The 13,093-nt window shown below is 57.8% G+C and carries 13 protein-coding genes; 9 read left to right on the forward strand and 4 right to left on the reverse strand.

Features of this window, described 5'->3' with window-relative positions; translation table 11 throughout:
* Window positions 1–11 precede the first annotated feature (11 nt).
* Window positions 12–788: a response regulator gene (locus EM6_RS04420; protein ID WP_126420510.1), complete on the reverse strand. Its 777-nt coding sequence runs from the start codon at window positions 786–788 to the stop codon at window positions 12–14.
* Between the two features lie 602 nt (window positions 789–1,390).
* Here EM6_RS04420 and EM6_RS04425 point away from each other — a divergent pair.
* The 3 genes from EM6_RS04425 to EM6_RS04435 all read left to right on the forward strand — a co-directional run bounded on the left by EM6_RS04425 (window position 1,391) and on the right by EM6_RS04435 (window position 4,936).
* Complete coding sequence (locus EM6_RS04425; RefSeq protein WP_126420512.1) at window positions 1,391–2,749, forward strand: globin-coupled sensor protein; 1,359 nt, start codon at window positions 1,391–1,393, stop codon at window positions 2,747–2,749.
* A 138-nt stretch (window positions 2,750–2,887) separates the two neighbouring features.
* A complete protein-coding gene (locus tag EM6_RS04430; RefSeq protein WP_126420514.1) occupies window positions 2,888–3,895 on the forward strand; it encodes an AraC family transcriptional regulator in 1,008 nt (335 codons plus the stop codon).
* Between the two features lie 24 nt (window positions 3,896–3,919).
* Window positions 3,920–4,936 (forward strand): helix-turn-helix domain-containing protein, encoded by a 1,017-nt coding sequence (locus EM6_RS04435; RefSeq protein WP_126420516.1) that lies wholly within the window; start codon window positions 3,920–3,922, stop codon window positions 4,934–4,936.
* An 83-nt stretch (window positions 4,937–5,019) separates the two neighbouring features.
* Here the strand turns inward: EM6_RS04435 and EM6_RS04440 are convergent, their stop codons facing one another.
* The gene (locus tag EM6_RS04440) at window positions 5,020–5,349 is read right to left on the reverse strand and encodes a cell division protein ZapA (RefSeq protein WP_013479138.1); all 330 of its coding nucleotides are present in this window, start codon (window positions 5,347–5,349) and stop codon (window positions 5,020–5,022) included.
* Window positions 5,349–5,648 (reverse strand): hypothetical protein, encoded by a 300-nt coding sequence (locus tag EM6_RS04445; RefSeq protein ID WP_126420518.1) that lies wholly within the window; start codon window positions 5,646–5,648, stop codon window positions 5,349–5,351. The genes EM6_RS04440 and EM6_RS04445 overlap by 1 nt, the downstream gene beginning before the upstream one ends.
* A gap of 172 nt (window positions 5,649–5,820) precedes the next feature.
* Here EM6_RS04445 and tkt point away from each other — a divergent pair, with 172 nt between their 5' ends.
* From tkt to EM6_RS04465, 4 genes are all read left to right on the forward strand, one after another.
* Window positions 5,821–7,833, forward strand: coding sequence for a transketolase (tkt, locus tag EM6_RS04450; RefSeq protein ID WP_420000735.1), 2,013 nt, complete (start codon window positions 5,821–5,823; stop codon window positions 7,831–7,833).
* A gap of 258 nt (window positions 7,834–8,091) precedes the next feature.
* Window positions 8,092–8,301, forward strand: a complete 210-nt coding sequence (locus EM6_RS04455; RefSeq protein ID WP_013479141.1) for a cold-shock protein — start codon at window positions 8,092–8,094, stop codon at window positions 8,299–8,301.
* A gap of 88 nt (window positions 8,302–8,389) precedes the next feature.
* Window positions 8,390–9,394, forward strand: coding sequence for a class I SAM-dependent methyltransferase (locus EM6_RS04460; protein WP_126420520.1), 1,005 nt, complete (start codon window positions 8,390–8,392; stop codon window positions 9,392–9,394).
* Window positions 9,391–10,092, forward strand: coding sequence for a pseudouridine synthase (locus EM6_RS04465; protein WP_126420522.1), 702 nt, complete (start codon window positions 9,391–9,393; stop codon window positions 10,090–10,092). Before EM6_RS04460 ends, EM6_RS04465 begins: the two co-directional genes overlap by 4 nt.
* Before the next feature lie 41 nt (window positions 10,093–10,133).
* Here the strand turns inward: EM6_RS04465 and EM6_RS04470 are convergent, their stop codons facing one another.
* Window positions 10,134–10,601, reverse strand: a complete 468-nt coding sequence (locus EM6_RS04470) for an EF-hand domain-containing protein (RefSeq protein ID WP_126420524.1) — start codon at window positions 10,599–10,601, stop codon at window positions 10,134–10,136.
* A gap of 173 nt (window positions 10,602–10,774) precedes the next feature.
* Between EM6_RS04470 and EM6_RS04475 the strand changes: the two genes are divergently transcribed.
* Together EM6_RS04475 and EM6_RS04480 are read left to right on the forward strand one after the other, a co-directional pair.
* Complete coding sequence (locus EM6_RS04475; RefSeq protein WP_126420526.1) at window positions 10,775–11,500, forward strand: response regulator; 726 nt, start codon at window positions 10,775–10,777, stop codon at window positions 11,498–11,500.
* 12 nt (window positions 11,501–11,512) lie between these two features.
* The gene (locus EM6_RS04480; protein WP_232037097.1) at window positions 11,513–13,048 is read left to right on the forward strand and encodes a HAMP domain-containing sensor histidine kinase; all 1,536 of its coding nucleotides are present in this window, start codon (window positions 11,513–11,515) and stop codon (window positions 13,046–13,048) included.
* The last annotated feature ends 45 nt before the right edge of the window (window positions 13,049–13,093 follow it).

A 13,093-nucleotide genomic window follows, 5' to 3' on the forward strand; every position in this document is an offset into this window, starting at 1 on the left:
GATGCCACATCCTATATCTCGACAATCCGGTCATCGCTAAGCGCCCTTTTCAATTCACTGACGAGGACCTCTTTCGTAAACGGCTTTGTCAATGCCGTTACGGCGCCCCGCGAAATAGCTTTCTCAAGGTTCTCTGGATTTTGAGCATAACCGGTCATCGCGATGATAGGCACATTGGGCCAGGTGGCCGCAATGACCTTGATCCCCGTCATTCCACCCACCCCCGGCATGATCAGATCAATGAGTATGGCGTCAACGCGTGTAATCTCCAGCCTAACCAGTGCGTCTTCCACAGACGTACTCTCAGCCACATAGAACCCCTCCTCTTCGAGGTAGCTTCGATAGATGATCCGGGTATAGGCGTCGTCATCGATCACAAGAATCCGTTTGGTTGGACCTTTACGCCGGCGAATGCGCTCCGCTTCTGCACAAATCTGATGTATATCATTGAGGTCAAACGGTTTGGGGAGCAGGAAATCGACGTGGGCGCGTCGCGCCTTATTCAACGCCTGACTTCCTGCCAGAGGCATATCTCGTCTGCCCGCGGTCATGATCGCTAAGGGGGTGTCACCCGCCGCGCTTCGGTATAGGTCAAGATGGTCGAGTGTGTTCTCCTCTCCGATAAAGACGTCGAGGACAAGAAGGGCATACCCGCGAGTACCTAGCTTGTGCAGCGCATCGTCGCGCGTATGGCTAAAATCCGCCTTGAAACCGTTTTTCTCAAAAAGGCCCGCAATAATAAGCGCTTGAGTCTTTGAATCCTCAAGGATCAAAACGGTATTCGGCATATCAAGATCACGCTCCGTAACGCTATGTAACGAAGCGTAAAGCCGATTGATGAGACGTTGCAAGGCGCAAATGCCAGTGGCGTTTCCTTTCGCGCGGCAGTCAAACGCAATGAGCCAAATTCCATTAGCGAAATTTCACTTGTTATTATGACACCGCCTCAACCTATTCAGGTTCAGGGTCTCAGTCTTTGACGCATCAACTTTATTCCCACCCTATGACGGCTCTAGAGCGCGCGGAGAATTTTTCATTCCGTCTCATTTTTAAACCATATTTTCCCTTACGACACTCAAAGAAGGGCGAATCCGGAGTTAAAGAAATTTTACCATCTCGGTTTTGAAATTAAAAAATTTCTAATTTAAATATATTTAAAATGCGAGATGCAACATATTGAAATTATATTTGGTATTTTACAGTTAATAATGTGGTCGTTTGATTTTATATGATTAATAATGTAATTCTACCGGTTAAAAATATTCAACCACCCGCACTCGGTTGAGGTTTACGTTGGGGAAATCCCGGTAAGGACGGATCGGCATTTATCGGCAGATTCTCTCCCAAGCGACCTGTGCGGGTAAGTTACCGCGTCATAGCAGGACCCCTTATGACTCACTCTGTGAACACTCAACGCCTGAACTTTCATGGTCTGGATAGCAATAGCCGAAATACGCTACGGGCGAACAAGGCGTTTATTCTGGCCGAACTGCCTTCAGGTCTTGATGCTTTCTACGATCATGTTTCACGGTTTGAGGAAACGGCACGATTCTTCAAAAACCGCCAACACATGATGCACGCCAAGGCGATGCAAATTAAACACTGGGAGCTCATAACAAATGGAGATTTCGGTGCGGAGTACCTCACCTCTGTGACAAAAATCGGTGAGGTGCACAACCGGATTGGCTTAGAGCCCCACTGGTATATCGGCGCCTATAACTTCCTCCTCTGCACATTAATTGATGCCGTTACACGTAAGCATTCGCGGGGCATGCCCTTGTTCTTGGGCGGCACGCAACGCGCCGGGAGTGCGCTTCAATTGCAGAAGGCATTGATAAAGGCGGTTATGCTGGACACGGATTACGCCATCTCGGTTTACCTTGATGCCGGCAAACGAGAGCGATCAGAAACGCTCGCCGCACTGGCAAACACTTTTGAAGCTTCTGTCGGCGGAATTGTTACCAATGTTGGCGAAAGCGCCTCCGGCCTGAGCGGCACCGCGGCCGAGCTATCTGAGCGCTCCCAGCAGGTTTTACGGCAGTCGGCTTCGGTAAGCGCCGTTTCGGAACGCGCATCGAATGACGTGCAAACCGTTGCCGCTGCGTCAGAGGAACTGGTTGCCTCAATTAGCGAAATTTCCCGTCAGGTCAGTGATGCGGCGGTCATCGCTTCACAGGCCATGGCGGATGCGGCCGCAACAGCCACACAGATTGAAACTCTATCACGTGCCGCCGACAGTATCGGCGAGATTGTTGAGATCATCAGTGGAATCGCTAGCCAAACCAATCTTCTCGCGCTCAACGCGACCATTGAAGCTGCAAGAGCTGGTGAGGCAGGAAAGGGGTTCGCCGTTGTTGCGACAGAGGTGAAGTCGCTCGCGAGCGAAACCGCGCGCGCCACTCAGTCGATCGAGCGACAGATATCGGAAATTCAGACCTCAACATCCCAGTCTGTAAGCGCCATACGAAATATTACGGTTGTTATCGATCAGCTCAATCAGGTTGCTTCGGCCATTGCGTCCTCCGTGGCTCAGCAACGGGCAGCCACAGACGAGATCTCCAACAATATCCTGCGCGTTTCGAATGGCACCCAGGAGGTCGCCATGAACATTAGTGTTGTGAATCAGGCAGCCACTAACACGTCCGAGGCCTCAGACTATGTGTTCAGGTCCGCAACAGATCTGGCACAACAGGCGAGCAAGCTTCGGACTGAGGTTGAGTTATTCCTTAAACAGGCTCGATCCGCCTAAAATGAACGAAGGTCCCCTCTTACATTTTTCTAAATAAAAACGGACGGCGGGGACCTTGAATTCGCCACTGCAGACACCATTTGCGCGCAACTGAAATCAACAGATTAAGAAAATTACGACTTTCGGGGGACGTGTATTTTGTCGAACACCAGCGATTGCTCAGATACTATTTTACCGCATTCACTTATGTCGCGATACTTCGGCGGTAATATTCTGGTTGAGCAGGTGGAGATGCCTGACGATGACAATACCCTTGTAAAGGATGTCGTCAGTTTCGGGAGTTGCGTGCTCGTCGAAGAACAGTTGCCCGCCATGATCTACAGGCGATCACGGCGCCAAGCTGAGTTTTCGCCTCTGGATCACTACGTCCTGGTGTTTAACCATAGCGTCAACGCAACATTGAAATGCCCGGTTGCGGACGGCGTGTACAAAGCGATCGAAACAGGCCCGCACTCCGTTCACCTTCTTTCACTATCCCATCCCTACTGGGCAACGTCTTCAGGCGGCGCGCGATCCGTACTGTATATTCGCAGAGATTTCTTTACCGCTTCGAACGGCTCTCTAGACAGTCTTTTAGGGCACCCGATCCGCTCTCCGTATCGCGATCTACTTTTTGATGTTCTCAAATCACTCATGGACGCCTCCAGAGTCCCGAGCACATCAGACCTAAAGCACTTCTTCTTTTTAATCAGAGACATCTTGTCAGCGTATGCGGAAGAAAATCGATATATGGGCGACAACAAGCCGTTGAGCCCCATATCCGTCAAGGCCAACATACGTGATTATCTGGTCAAGAATATATCGGATAGTCATCTGAGTTTCGGGACGTTGGTTTCCGAATTCAACTTGTCGAAAACAACTCTATACCGCCTGTTTGACCCGGAGGGCGGCGTTACTAAATACATCAATCAATTGCGCGGTGTTATGGCAGCGCGCCGGATCCGAGACATGAGCCATCACGCCCACCTTCATGCAGAGGCACGAAAAATAGGGCTACGTGACTCGAAGCAATTCTTGGAGGCAGGAAACAGATACTGCGAATCCCTGCTCGTTGAACACGCATCTTTTCAACCAGATCGTAAAGACATACAAGAAATTACGTTTCACTCTCTGATTGAGAAGTCTCTAGACTTTCCGATCATTTAGTCAAATGATTGGGAATTACTTAAAATGACGAGAAAGTACACGGACAAGGCGGTGAGACCGGTTATCGTCGTGAAAGGCGCAAGTACCCCGGTGTCCCCTGCCGGGAAAATGAGCCGTGACACATCTAACACCTTTACAGAACATGTCCCTCATCTGGCCGAAGCCCAGGATCGAACCTTCACGCTTACAGCGTGGGAGATTGGCGACCTTGTGTTCTGCCGCGGACAAAATCTCGGCGGGAAGTTCCAGCGTCACGTAAAGAGTCAAACGACAGATCACTATTACCTCTATATGCCCCTACCGCCACAGGATCTCCTTCAATCCCGCGCTGAAGCGGCAAGGGAAAATTCGGCCGATGTAACGCCCGGCACGGTGTCTCTGCACAGCCTCAATCACCCGATGGTTCATGAAACGGCGACTTCTGATGTCATAATCGTCTACATCCCTCGCCAGCGCTTTGGCGGGATAGCGGGGCAAATGGATGGGTTCGTCGATGGCGAGATCGCCGCCGCCGGATCTGCCCTGTCGGCTTATCTCGGCATGATCGACCGTATCCTACCTATTCTGACAATGTCGGCCAGCCATCATATGGCTACCGCTCTTGTCAACCTGGTTAGCCGAGTCGTTGGGGAGAAAATTGCCCAAGGTTCCTTCGCACGGTTCTCTAACCTCGCGCTCAAACAGCGTGCCTACCAATTCATAGAAGACAATCTCTCGAACCCTGCCTTAGGGCCAGACCACATTGCCAGACAGATGGGACTGTCTCGAGCGGCTCTTTATCGATTGTTCGATTTAGAGGCGGGTGTCTCGGCAACGATTGAAGACCATAGGGTAAAGGCGGCCGTGAGGTTGATCCAGGACGGTCGAAAGGAGCTTTCCATCGCTGAGATTGCCAAGCACGTCGGCTACAAGAACGTAACCTCGTTTTCACGCGCTTTTTCGCGCAGGATGGGGATTACGGCCTGCACATTGAAGAAAAAATACGACGATGAAACCGAGGTTTCCGAGTCATTCGGGCCTAAGGACACATCGCACCAATAGAGACAGGCCCCACTACCCGCCTCGCCGGCACGGGCGGCCTCAATGGTCGCGTTGAGCGGAATGATTTTAGAAATCATTCCGCCCTAAACTTCACCGACCAGCTTTTCCAGCCGTTCGGCGGCGTCGGAAATCGCAAAGGCCGCCTTGCGTTCGATCTCGAAGGCCCCGGCGGACATGCGCGCCTGCGCCGACTGCGCTTCTTCCAATTGGGCGCGCAGTTCTTCCATCTCATCGACCAGCAGCAGCGACGCCATCAGGAACAGGCGCACCTCACCGATCGCCCCGACATCGGAGACCACCATTTCCACGTGGTCGTTAAAGACGCGCGCCAGTTCCTGCACGCGCGCTTCCTGACCGTCGGCACAACCGACCGTATAGGGCTTGTTATTGACCTTAACCGTAACCTCAGCCATCAGGCGGCCTGCTCATTGAGAAGTTGACGGATATCCTTGGCGGCGACGCCCAGCGCCTCAAAAGCCTCCGAAGCCGCGGCTTCCAGCGCCTTTTCACGGGCCTTCAGCGCGCCGATTTCGTCCTGAAGACGACGAGCCTCTGCGGGAAACGAATCGCCGTTGTGATCGGCGCTGCGACCTTGCAAATCGCGGATACGGGTTTCGAGCGCATTGAGCGCGCTGTCCAGACGCTCGACCGCCGCTGTCAGGCTGGCGCCCGCGACCGGAGAAAGCTGAGCCGTGTTCTGAGCATTTTCCATGGGTTGACTGTACTTCCTAAAGGGCTGCTTCACAAGTCATGCAGCCTGAAAGGCGAAAATTAGCCCCGTACACCCCTGCGGTGCCAAATTCCTAAAACTCGAATATGGCCATTCTCCGGCATATGGGCTAAAGGACCGCGCAACCTCACCCCCCGTATTTGTTGAGATTGCCATGTCCCTGCCGCCGATCCCTGGTCTCCCCGCTGCCAAGCCATCTCCGACCGTGATGGCGGATGCGATTCGCGTCCTGTCGATGGAAGCGGTGCACCGCGCCAAGTCCGGCCACCAGGGGATGCCGATGGGCATGGCCGATGTGGCGACCGTGCTCTGGACGAAGTTCCTCAAATACGATCCAAAAAAGCCTGACTGGGCTGACCGCGACCGCTTTGTGCTGTCGGCGGGTCACGGCTCGATGCTGATCTATTCGCTGCTGCACCTGACGGGTTTCAAGTCGGTGTCGATGGACGACATCAAAAACTTCCGTCAGTGGGGCTCGACCACCGCCGGCCACCCGGAATACGGCCATACGGCGGGCGTTGAATGCACCACCGGTCCGCTGGGTCAGGGACTGGCGACCGCCGTGGGCATGGCCATGGCTGAACGCCACCTCAATGCGCGCTTTGGCGATGAGATCGTCGATCACCGCACCTGGGTTATCGCGGGTGACGGCTGCCTGATGGAAGGCGTGTCGCACGAAGCCATCTCGCTGGCCGGGCGCCTGAAACTCAACAAGCTGATCGTGCTGTGGGACGACAATAACGTCACCATCGACGGCGTGGCAACCATTGCCGAAACCGGCGACCAACTGGCGCGCTTCAAGGCGGCAGGCTGGGCCGTGAAGGCCGTCGATGGCCACGACCATGCGAAGATCGCCGCCGCCATGCGCTGGGCCACGCAGCAGTCGAAGCCGGTCCTCCTAGCCTATAAGACGCTGATTTCGAAGGGCGCAGGCCCGAAGGAAGGTGATCCGCACTCTCACGGCTACACCCTGTTTGATGACGGCATCGTGGCGGCGCGTGAGGCCATGGGCTGGACTGCCGAGGCCTTTAGCGTCCCGGCCGAGATCAAGAAGGCCTGGGAAGCCGCCGGTCGCAAGGCCGCGCGTCCGCGCAAGGCGTGGGAAGCGGCCCTCAAGGTGCATCCGAAACGCGACGCCTTTGAGCGCGCCATGACCGGCGACCTGCCCGCCAATGCGTTTGAGGCGCTGGACGCCCACATCGAAAAGCAACTGGAGTTGAAGGCGGGCGATGCCACACGCTCCGCGTCCGGGGCCGCTCTGGCGCAACTGGTGCCGCATATCGACGAAATGATCGGCGGCTCGGCCGACCTGACCGGTTCGAATAACACGCTGGTCAAGGGCATGACCGCCTTTGACGCCCCGACCTATGACGGTCGCTATGTGCACTATGGCATCCGCGAATTCGGCATGTCGGCGGCGCTGAACGGCATGGCGCTGCATGGCGGCATCATCCCCTATTCGGGCACCTTCTTTGTCTTCTCCGACTATTCGCGCCCGGCCATCCGTCTGGCAGCTCTGATGGGCATTCGCGTTATCAACGTCCTGACGCATGACTCGATCGGCGTCGGCGAAGACGGCCCGACGCACCAGCCGGTCGAACATCTGGCCAGTTTCCGCGCTATGCCGAACATCCTGACCTTCCGTCCGGCGGATATTGTCGAAGCGGCAGAATGCTGGAAGGCAGCCCTTCTTGAGCGTAAGTCGCCGTCGCTGATGGTGCTGTCGCGTCAGAAGGTCCCGGCGGTGCGCCATCAGGGCGGCAACCTGTCAGCCAAAGGCGCCTATGAGCTGAAAGCCGCTTCCAGCGAAGCCAAGGTGTCGATCTTCTCATCGGGCACCGAAGTCTCGGTCGCCGTGGCAGCCGCTGAGGCGCTCGAAGCGCAAGGCATCCCGACCCGCGTCGTTTCGACGCCGTGCTGGGCGCTGTTCGACCGTCAGCCCGCCAAATATCAGGCCGAAGTCATCGGCTCAGCGCCGGTCAATGTCGCCATCGAAGCGGCGGTGTCACTGGGCTGGGAACGCTTTATCGGTCAGGGCGGTATCTTCGTCGGCATGAACGGCTTCGGTGCCTCGGCCCCGCAGGACGTGCTGTACAAGCAGTTCGGCATCACCAAGGAGGCCGTGGTCGAGAAGGTGACGGCGAAACTGGCGGCCAAGGCGGGTTAATACCAGCTTTTCGAGCCCCTCTTTATCGGGCGCGGGCTTCGGTCCGCGCCTTTTGCGTAGGTCAAAAGGTCACAGAAACCGATTGCACAGGTCAAAGCCGCGTGATCGGCCCTTTGGTATTTGACGCGCCGTCCCTATACCTGTACGGTCTTACGCATCGACTTTTGAACTGCGACTTTCTACTGCGGCCCCGGCCGTATCTGCGAACTTCCTTTCATAGATCGACGACTACCACGCTGCCTTTGAAAGGAATTTATCATGAGCACAGGTACGGTTAAGTGGTTCAACGGAACCAAGGGTTATGGCTTCATTCAGCCGGACGACGGTGGCAACGACGTGTTCGTGCACATCTCGGCCGTTGAGCGTTCGGGCCTGCGCGGCCTCAACGAAGGCCAGAAGGTCACCTTCGAACTGGCCCGCGACAAGCGTTCGGGCAAGATGTCGGCTGAAAACCTTCAGGTCGCCTAAGCCTTTTTCAGCTTTTGCTGAATGAAAAAGCCGCTCCAACCGGGGCGGCTTTTTTGCATTTGTGCCGCGGCTGTGCCAAAAGCCCCCGATGCAAGACCCTGTACTCGATACCCTGTTCCGCCCGTTCGAGGATGGCCTGATCGACTGGCCCGCCTCCCCCGCCCTCTTCCTGCGCGCCCGCTATGGCGCGGCGTTGAGCGGTGTGGACCGCACGCGCCTGATCTGCGACCAAAGCTTTAAACCCGAACACGACCGGCTGAAACAGGCGGGCTTCACCCTGCGCACGGCAACAGACACGGCGCGCTATCCGCTGGTGATCGTTCTGCCGCCAAGGCAGCGCGAGGAATACCGCGCCCTTTTGGCTCGTGCCGTCGAAAGCGCCGAACCGGGCGGCATCGTGCTGGCCTGCGTCTCCAATCTCGAAGGGGCCAAGACGGTCGAAAACGACCTGAAAGCTCTGTGCGGTACGGTGGTCTCGCTGTCGAAGAACAAGTGCCGCGCCTTCTGGGCCACCACCGATGCGATCAACGTGGATCAGGTGGCGCAGTGGCGGACGCTCGATGCACCGCGCCCGATTCTGGATGGGCGTTTCCAAAGCCGCCCCGGCCTGTTCGCTTGGGACCGCATTGATGCGGGGTCCGAGCGGCTGGTGGCGCATTTGCCCGCCTTGAGCGGTCACGGGGCCGATCTGGGCGGCGGTTACGGCTATCTGAGCGATGAGGTGCTGCGCCGCCATCCGGAGGTGCGCCTCGACCTCTATGAGGCCGAGCAGCGGGCGGTTGAGTTGGCCGAACTCAATCTCAAAGCCTATGGCGAACGGGTTCGTTTCCGCTGGCACGACGTGACCAAGGGCATCGACGGCCCCTACGACTTTATCGTCTCCAATCCGCCCTTTCATGCCGGGCGCGCTGATCAGCCGGAACTGGGGCAGGCCTTTATCCGCAGCGCCTCCTCCGCGCTGAAACCCAGCGGCAGCCTGTATATGGTCGCCAACCGCCACCTGCCCTATGAGGCCGGGCTGAAAGCCGCCTTCAAGAGTGTCAGCCTGCTGCACGAAGACCGCGACTACAAGGTCTATCGGGGGATTAAATGAGGCTGATCAAACTTCTGGCCAATCTCGGCTACGGGTCGCGCAAAGAGGTGCAGAAATACATCCGCATGGGGATCGTCACCGACGCCGAAGGCAACGTCCTGAAAGACGACGCCAAAACCGCCCATGAGGATATCCGCTTCAATGAGCGCCCGCTCGATCCGGCGCATGGCGTGGTGCTGATGCTCAACAAGCCGACCGGCTATGTCTGTTCGCTAAAGGACACGGGCAAGCTGGTCTATGAACTGCTGCCGCACCGTTTCAGCGAGCGTAAGCCCGTCCTGTCCACCGTCGGACGGCTCGATTCGGAGACGTCGGGCCTGCTGCTGTTTACAGATGATGGTGACTATCTGCACCGCATCATCTCGCCCAAAAACCACATCGCCAAAATCTATGAGGTGACATTGGCCCGCCCGCTCGAAGGGCACGAAGCGGCGATTTTCGCTTCCGGTGAACTGATGCTGGAGTCGGAAAAGACACCGCTCAAGCCCGCCACCATGGAACAGACGGGCGAAAAGACTGCGCGCCTGACCCTCTATGAAGGGCGTTACCATCAGGTGCGCCGCATGTTCGCCGCTGTCGGCAACCACGTCGAAGCCCTGCACCGCGCCCAGATGGGTGATCTGACGCTGGGGGATCTGCGGCCGGGAAAATGGCGGCTTCTGACGGCCTCCGAACGCGACGGTCTGCTGCAAAGCTGAGAAGAGCGACCTAAGACAACCTCAGGGCGCTTTTTCGTCACCTACTTCTTTTGTGGCCCGCATGCGCCGGGATGAAACCTCAGGACGTCACCTTTGAGCCCCTTGCCGTCAGGACCGTGCGGCGGTTTGGGCAGGGCCAGACGTTCATCGGCGTCGATAAAACCGTTTTTATTGCTATCGGCAGCATCGAAATGCGCTTTCAGAGGGGCCGAAACCTCCGCCCACGACAACTTGCCATCATGGTCCGTGTCCAGCATCTCCAGTCGGGGCGGCCCCATCGGCGGACCTTTGGCATCGGGACCTTCCGTGCCAACGGGCGCGCAGTGCGGGGGCCGGAAAGCTTCAAACTCGGACTTGCTGATCTGACCATCCTTGTTGCTGTCCATCGCCTCAAAAACCGGCGGCGGAGGTGGTGGGGTCGCCTTGTCTTCAGCCCATACGGGCAGGCTTGCGACGATTAGGGCGCTGCCGACCACAAGGCCGGACAGGAACAGGCGATTACGTGTCATGGGGTGTCTCCCAACATCTGGAGGCCCCAGAATGCACGGGCGAAATGTCCTCAGAATTTCAGTGCTGGTTGAAATTTGACCAAAATGTGTCTTGGTGTGTCCGGCGCGACATTCTGCGACCCAGATGTCGCGTCATAAGTCACGCCTGTTCCCGATTACACGTAAGATATCTCATGACGCCCGACACCGCCACCAGCCCCCATCGCCCGCACATCCTCGTCGTCGATGACGATTTCGACCTCCGCGAACTGATTTCGGGCTTCCTCAGCCAGAACGGTTTCGAGGTCCACACCGCCGCCAGCGGGCGCGAGATGGACAAGGTGCTGCAACGCGGCGATATCGGTCTGGTCGTGCTCGACTACATGATGCCGGGCGAGGACGGCCTGTCGATCTGCAAGCGCCTGAACCAGAAGGGCGGACCGCCGGTGATCATGCTGTCGGCCAAGGGTGAGGAGATCGACCGCATAGTGGGCCTTGAACTGGGGGCCGATGACTATCTGGCCAAGCCCTTCCACCCGCGTGAGCTTCTGGCGCGTATCCGGGCGGTGATGCGGCGCGGCGACGGCCGTGGTCAAGGTGAAAAATCCCCGCTGACGACCTTTTTCGGCTGGACGCTCGACAATATCAAACGCACGCTGCAACGCCCCGACGGCGTGCAGGTGGCTTTGTCCAATGCTGAATTCGAGTTGCTGCGCGTGTTTCTGGAACGACCGGGCCGCGCCCTCACCCGCGATCAGATCCTCGATCACCTGCACGGACCCAACAGCGACAATTTCGACCGCGCGATTGATGTGCAGATTTCCCGCCTGCGCCGCAAGCTGAACGATGAGGCGAACGATGGTGAAGAAATCATCCGCACCATTCGCGGCATCGGCTATATGTTCCGCCCTCTAAAGTAAGCATACCCTGCCGTGCCCCTGCCCCCCCTGCCGCGATACTTGACCCGCCTGCCCATCTTTACGCAGGTCATGGGCCTGTGTGTCTTCGTGCTGATCATCTCTATCCTGATCAATATTGCGCTGGTGGTGCTGATGCCGCCGCCCAAACCCTCAGGCTACACGCTGAACGAGGCGGCCAGGGCGCTGAGCGAGGGGCAGGTCAAACTGCGCAATGGCCGTACGCTCAAAACCGAAACCCTCAGCACTCCACCCGCCTTTATCCGTGAAAAGCCGCCGCATCCTTTCGGTGAGAATAGCTTTGAACAACTGATGCGCCAGAGGCTGGCCCAATCCCTCAGGGTGCCCGAAAGCCGTGTCTTTATCGATGGTCGCCCGGACTTTCGCCGCAACCGTTTCGGCCCGGACCGCATGGTTTTTCGCCTGCCCGATCAGGGGCCGCGAGGTCCCGGTTTTCAGGGCGCGTTTGCCGAGCGCGACGGACGCCCGAATATGGGGCCTCTGTCTGCCCCGCCACCGGGTGAGACCCCGGACGGGGCCACCCTGCATCGGATGCGTGAGGCCTTTCTGATCAATAACCTGCCACCCGGATTCAATGAGCAGATCACCTTCCCCGCCTTCCGGGCGGCGCTTCAGTTGCCGGACGGGCACTACCGCAGCCTGATCCCACCGCGGCAGTTCCCGGAACCGTGGCAGGTCAGTCTGCTGCTGGGTTTTCTGCTGAGTGCCGCCCTGATTGCGCCCTTGGCCTGGCTATTGTCGCGCCGCCTGACCCAACCGATCGCAGCCCTGGCCGAAGGGGCTGCCAAGCTCGAATTCGACCGCGACGCCGAACCGCTGAAAGAAAGCGGGCCGGCGGAGGTGCGCCGGGCGACGCAGGTGCTGAACGCCATGCAGGTGCGTATCCGTCAGCACGTCGAAAGCCGCACTGCCGTCATTGCTGCCATCGCCCATGATCTGAAAACTCCGCTGGCGCGTCTGCGGTTGCGCATCGAAAGCCTGCCCGCTAAAGAGCGCGACAAGATCGCTCAGGACATCGCCCATATGGACAGCCTGATCCGCTCAGCTATGACCTTTGCTTCGGCGGACAAGATGGCGCAGAACGTGGTGCGGCTTGATCTGAGCGCTTTGGCCGAAAGTCTGGCCGAGGACATGGCCGATCTGCACAATGTGCAGATGGGGCCGATAGAACCGGGCCTGACCGTCATGGCCGACAGCATCGCCATGAAGCGCATCCTGTGCAACCTGTTCGAAAACGCCCACCGCTATGCGGGCGGTTCGCGTCTCAGCGTGCAGCGTGACGGCGATCAGGTGGTGGTCACCCTCAGTGACGATGGCCCCGGCGTGCCCGAAGAGGCGCTAGAGGCGGTGTTTGAGCCCTTCCACCGGCTGGAATCCTCGCGCAACCGCGACACCGGCGGGGCGGGACTGGGGCTCAGCGTCGCCCGCGCTCTGGCCGAGGCGCATCAGGGCGCCCTGACCTTGCGCAATCGCGTCACAGACGGTCGTGTCGAAGGGCTGGACGCCCACCTGATCCTGCCGCTGGCCTAAGAGGCATTACCCAAACACAGCCTGTTACCTTGCGAAACAAGGCGT

The organism is Asticcacaulis excentricus, from assembly GCF_003966695.1.
Lineage (GTDB): Bacteria > Pseudomonadota > Alphaproteobacteria > Caulobacterales > Caulobacteraceae > Asticcacaulis > Asticcacaulis excentricus_A.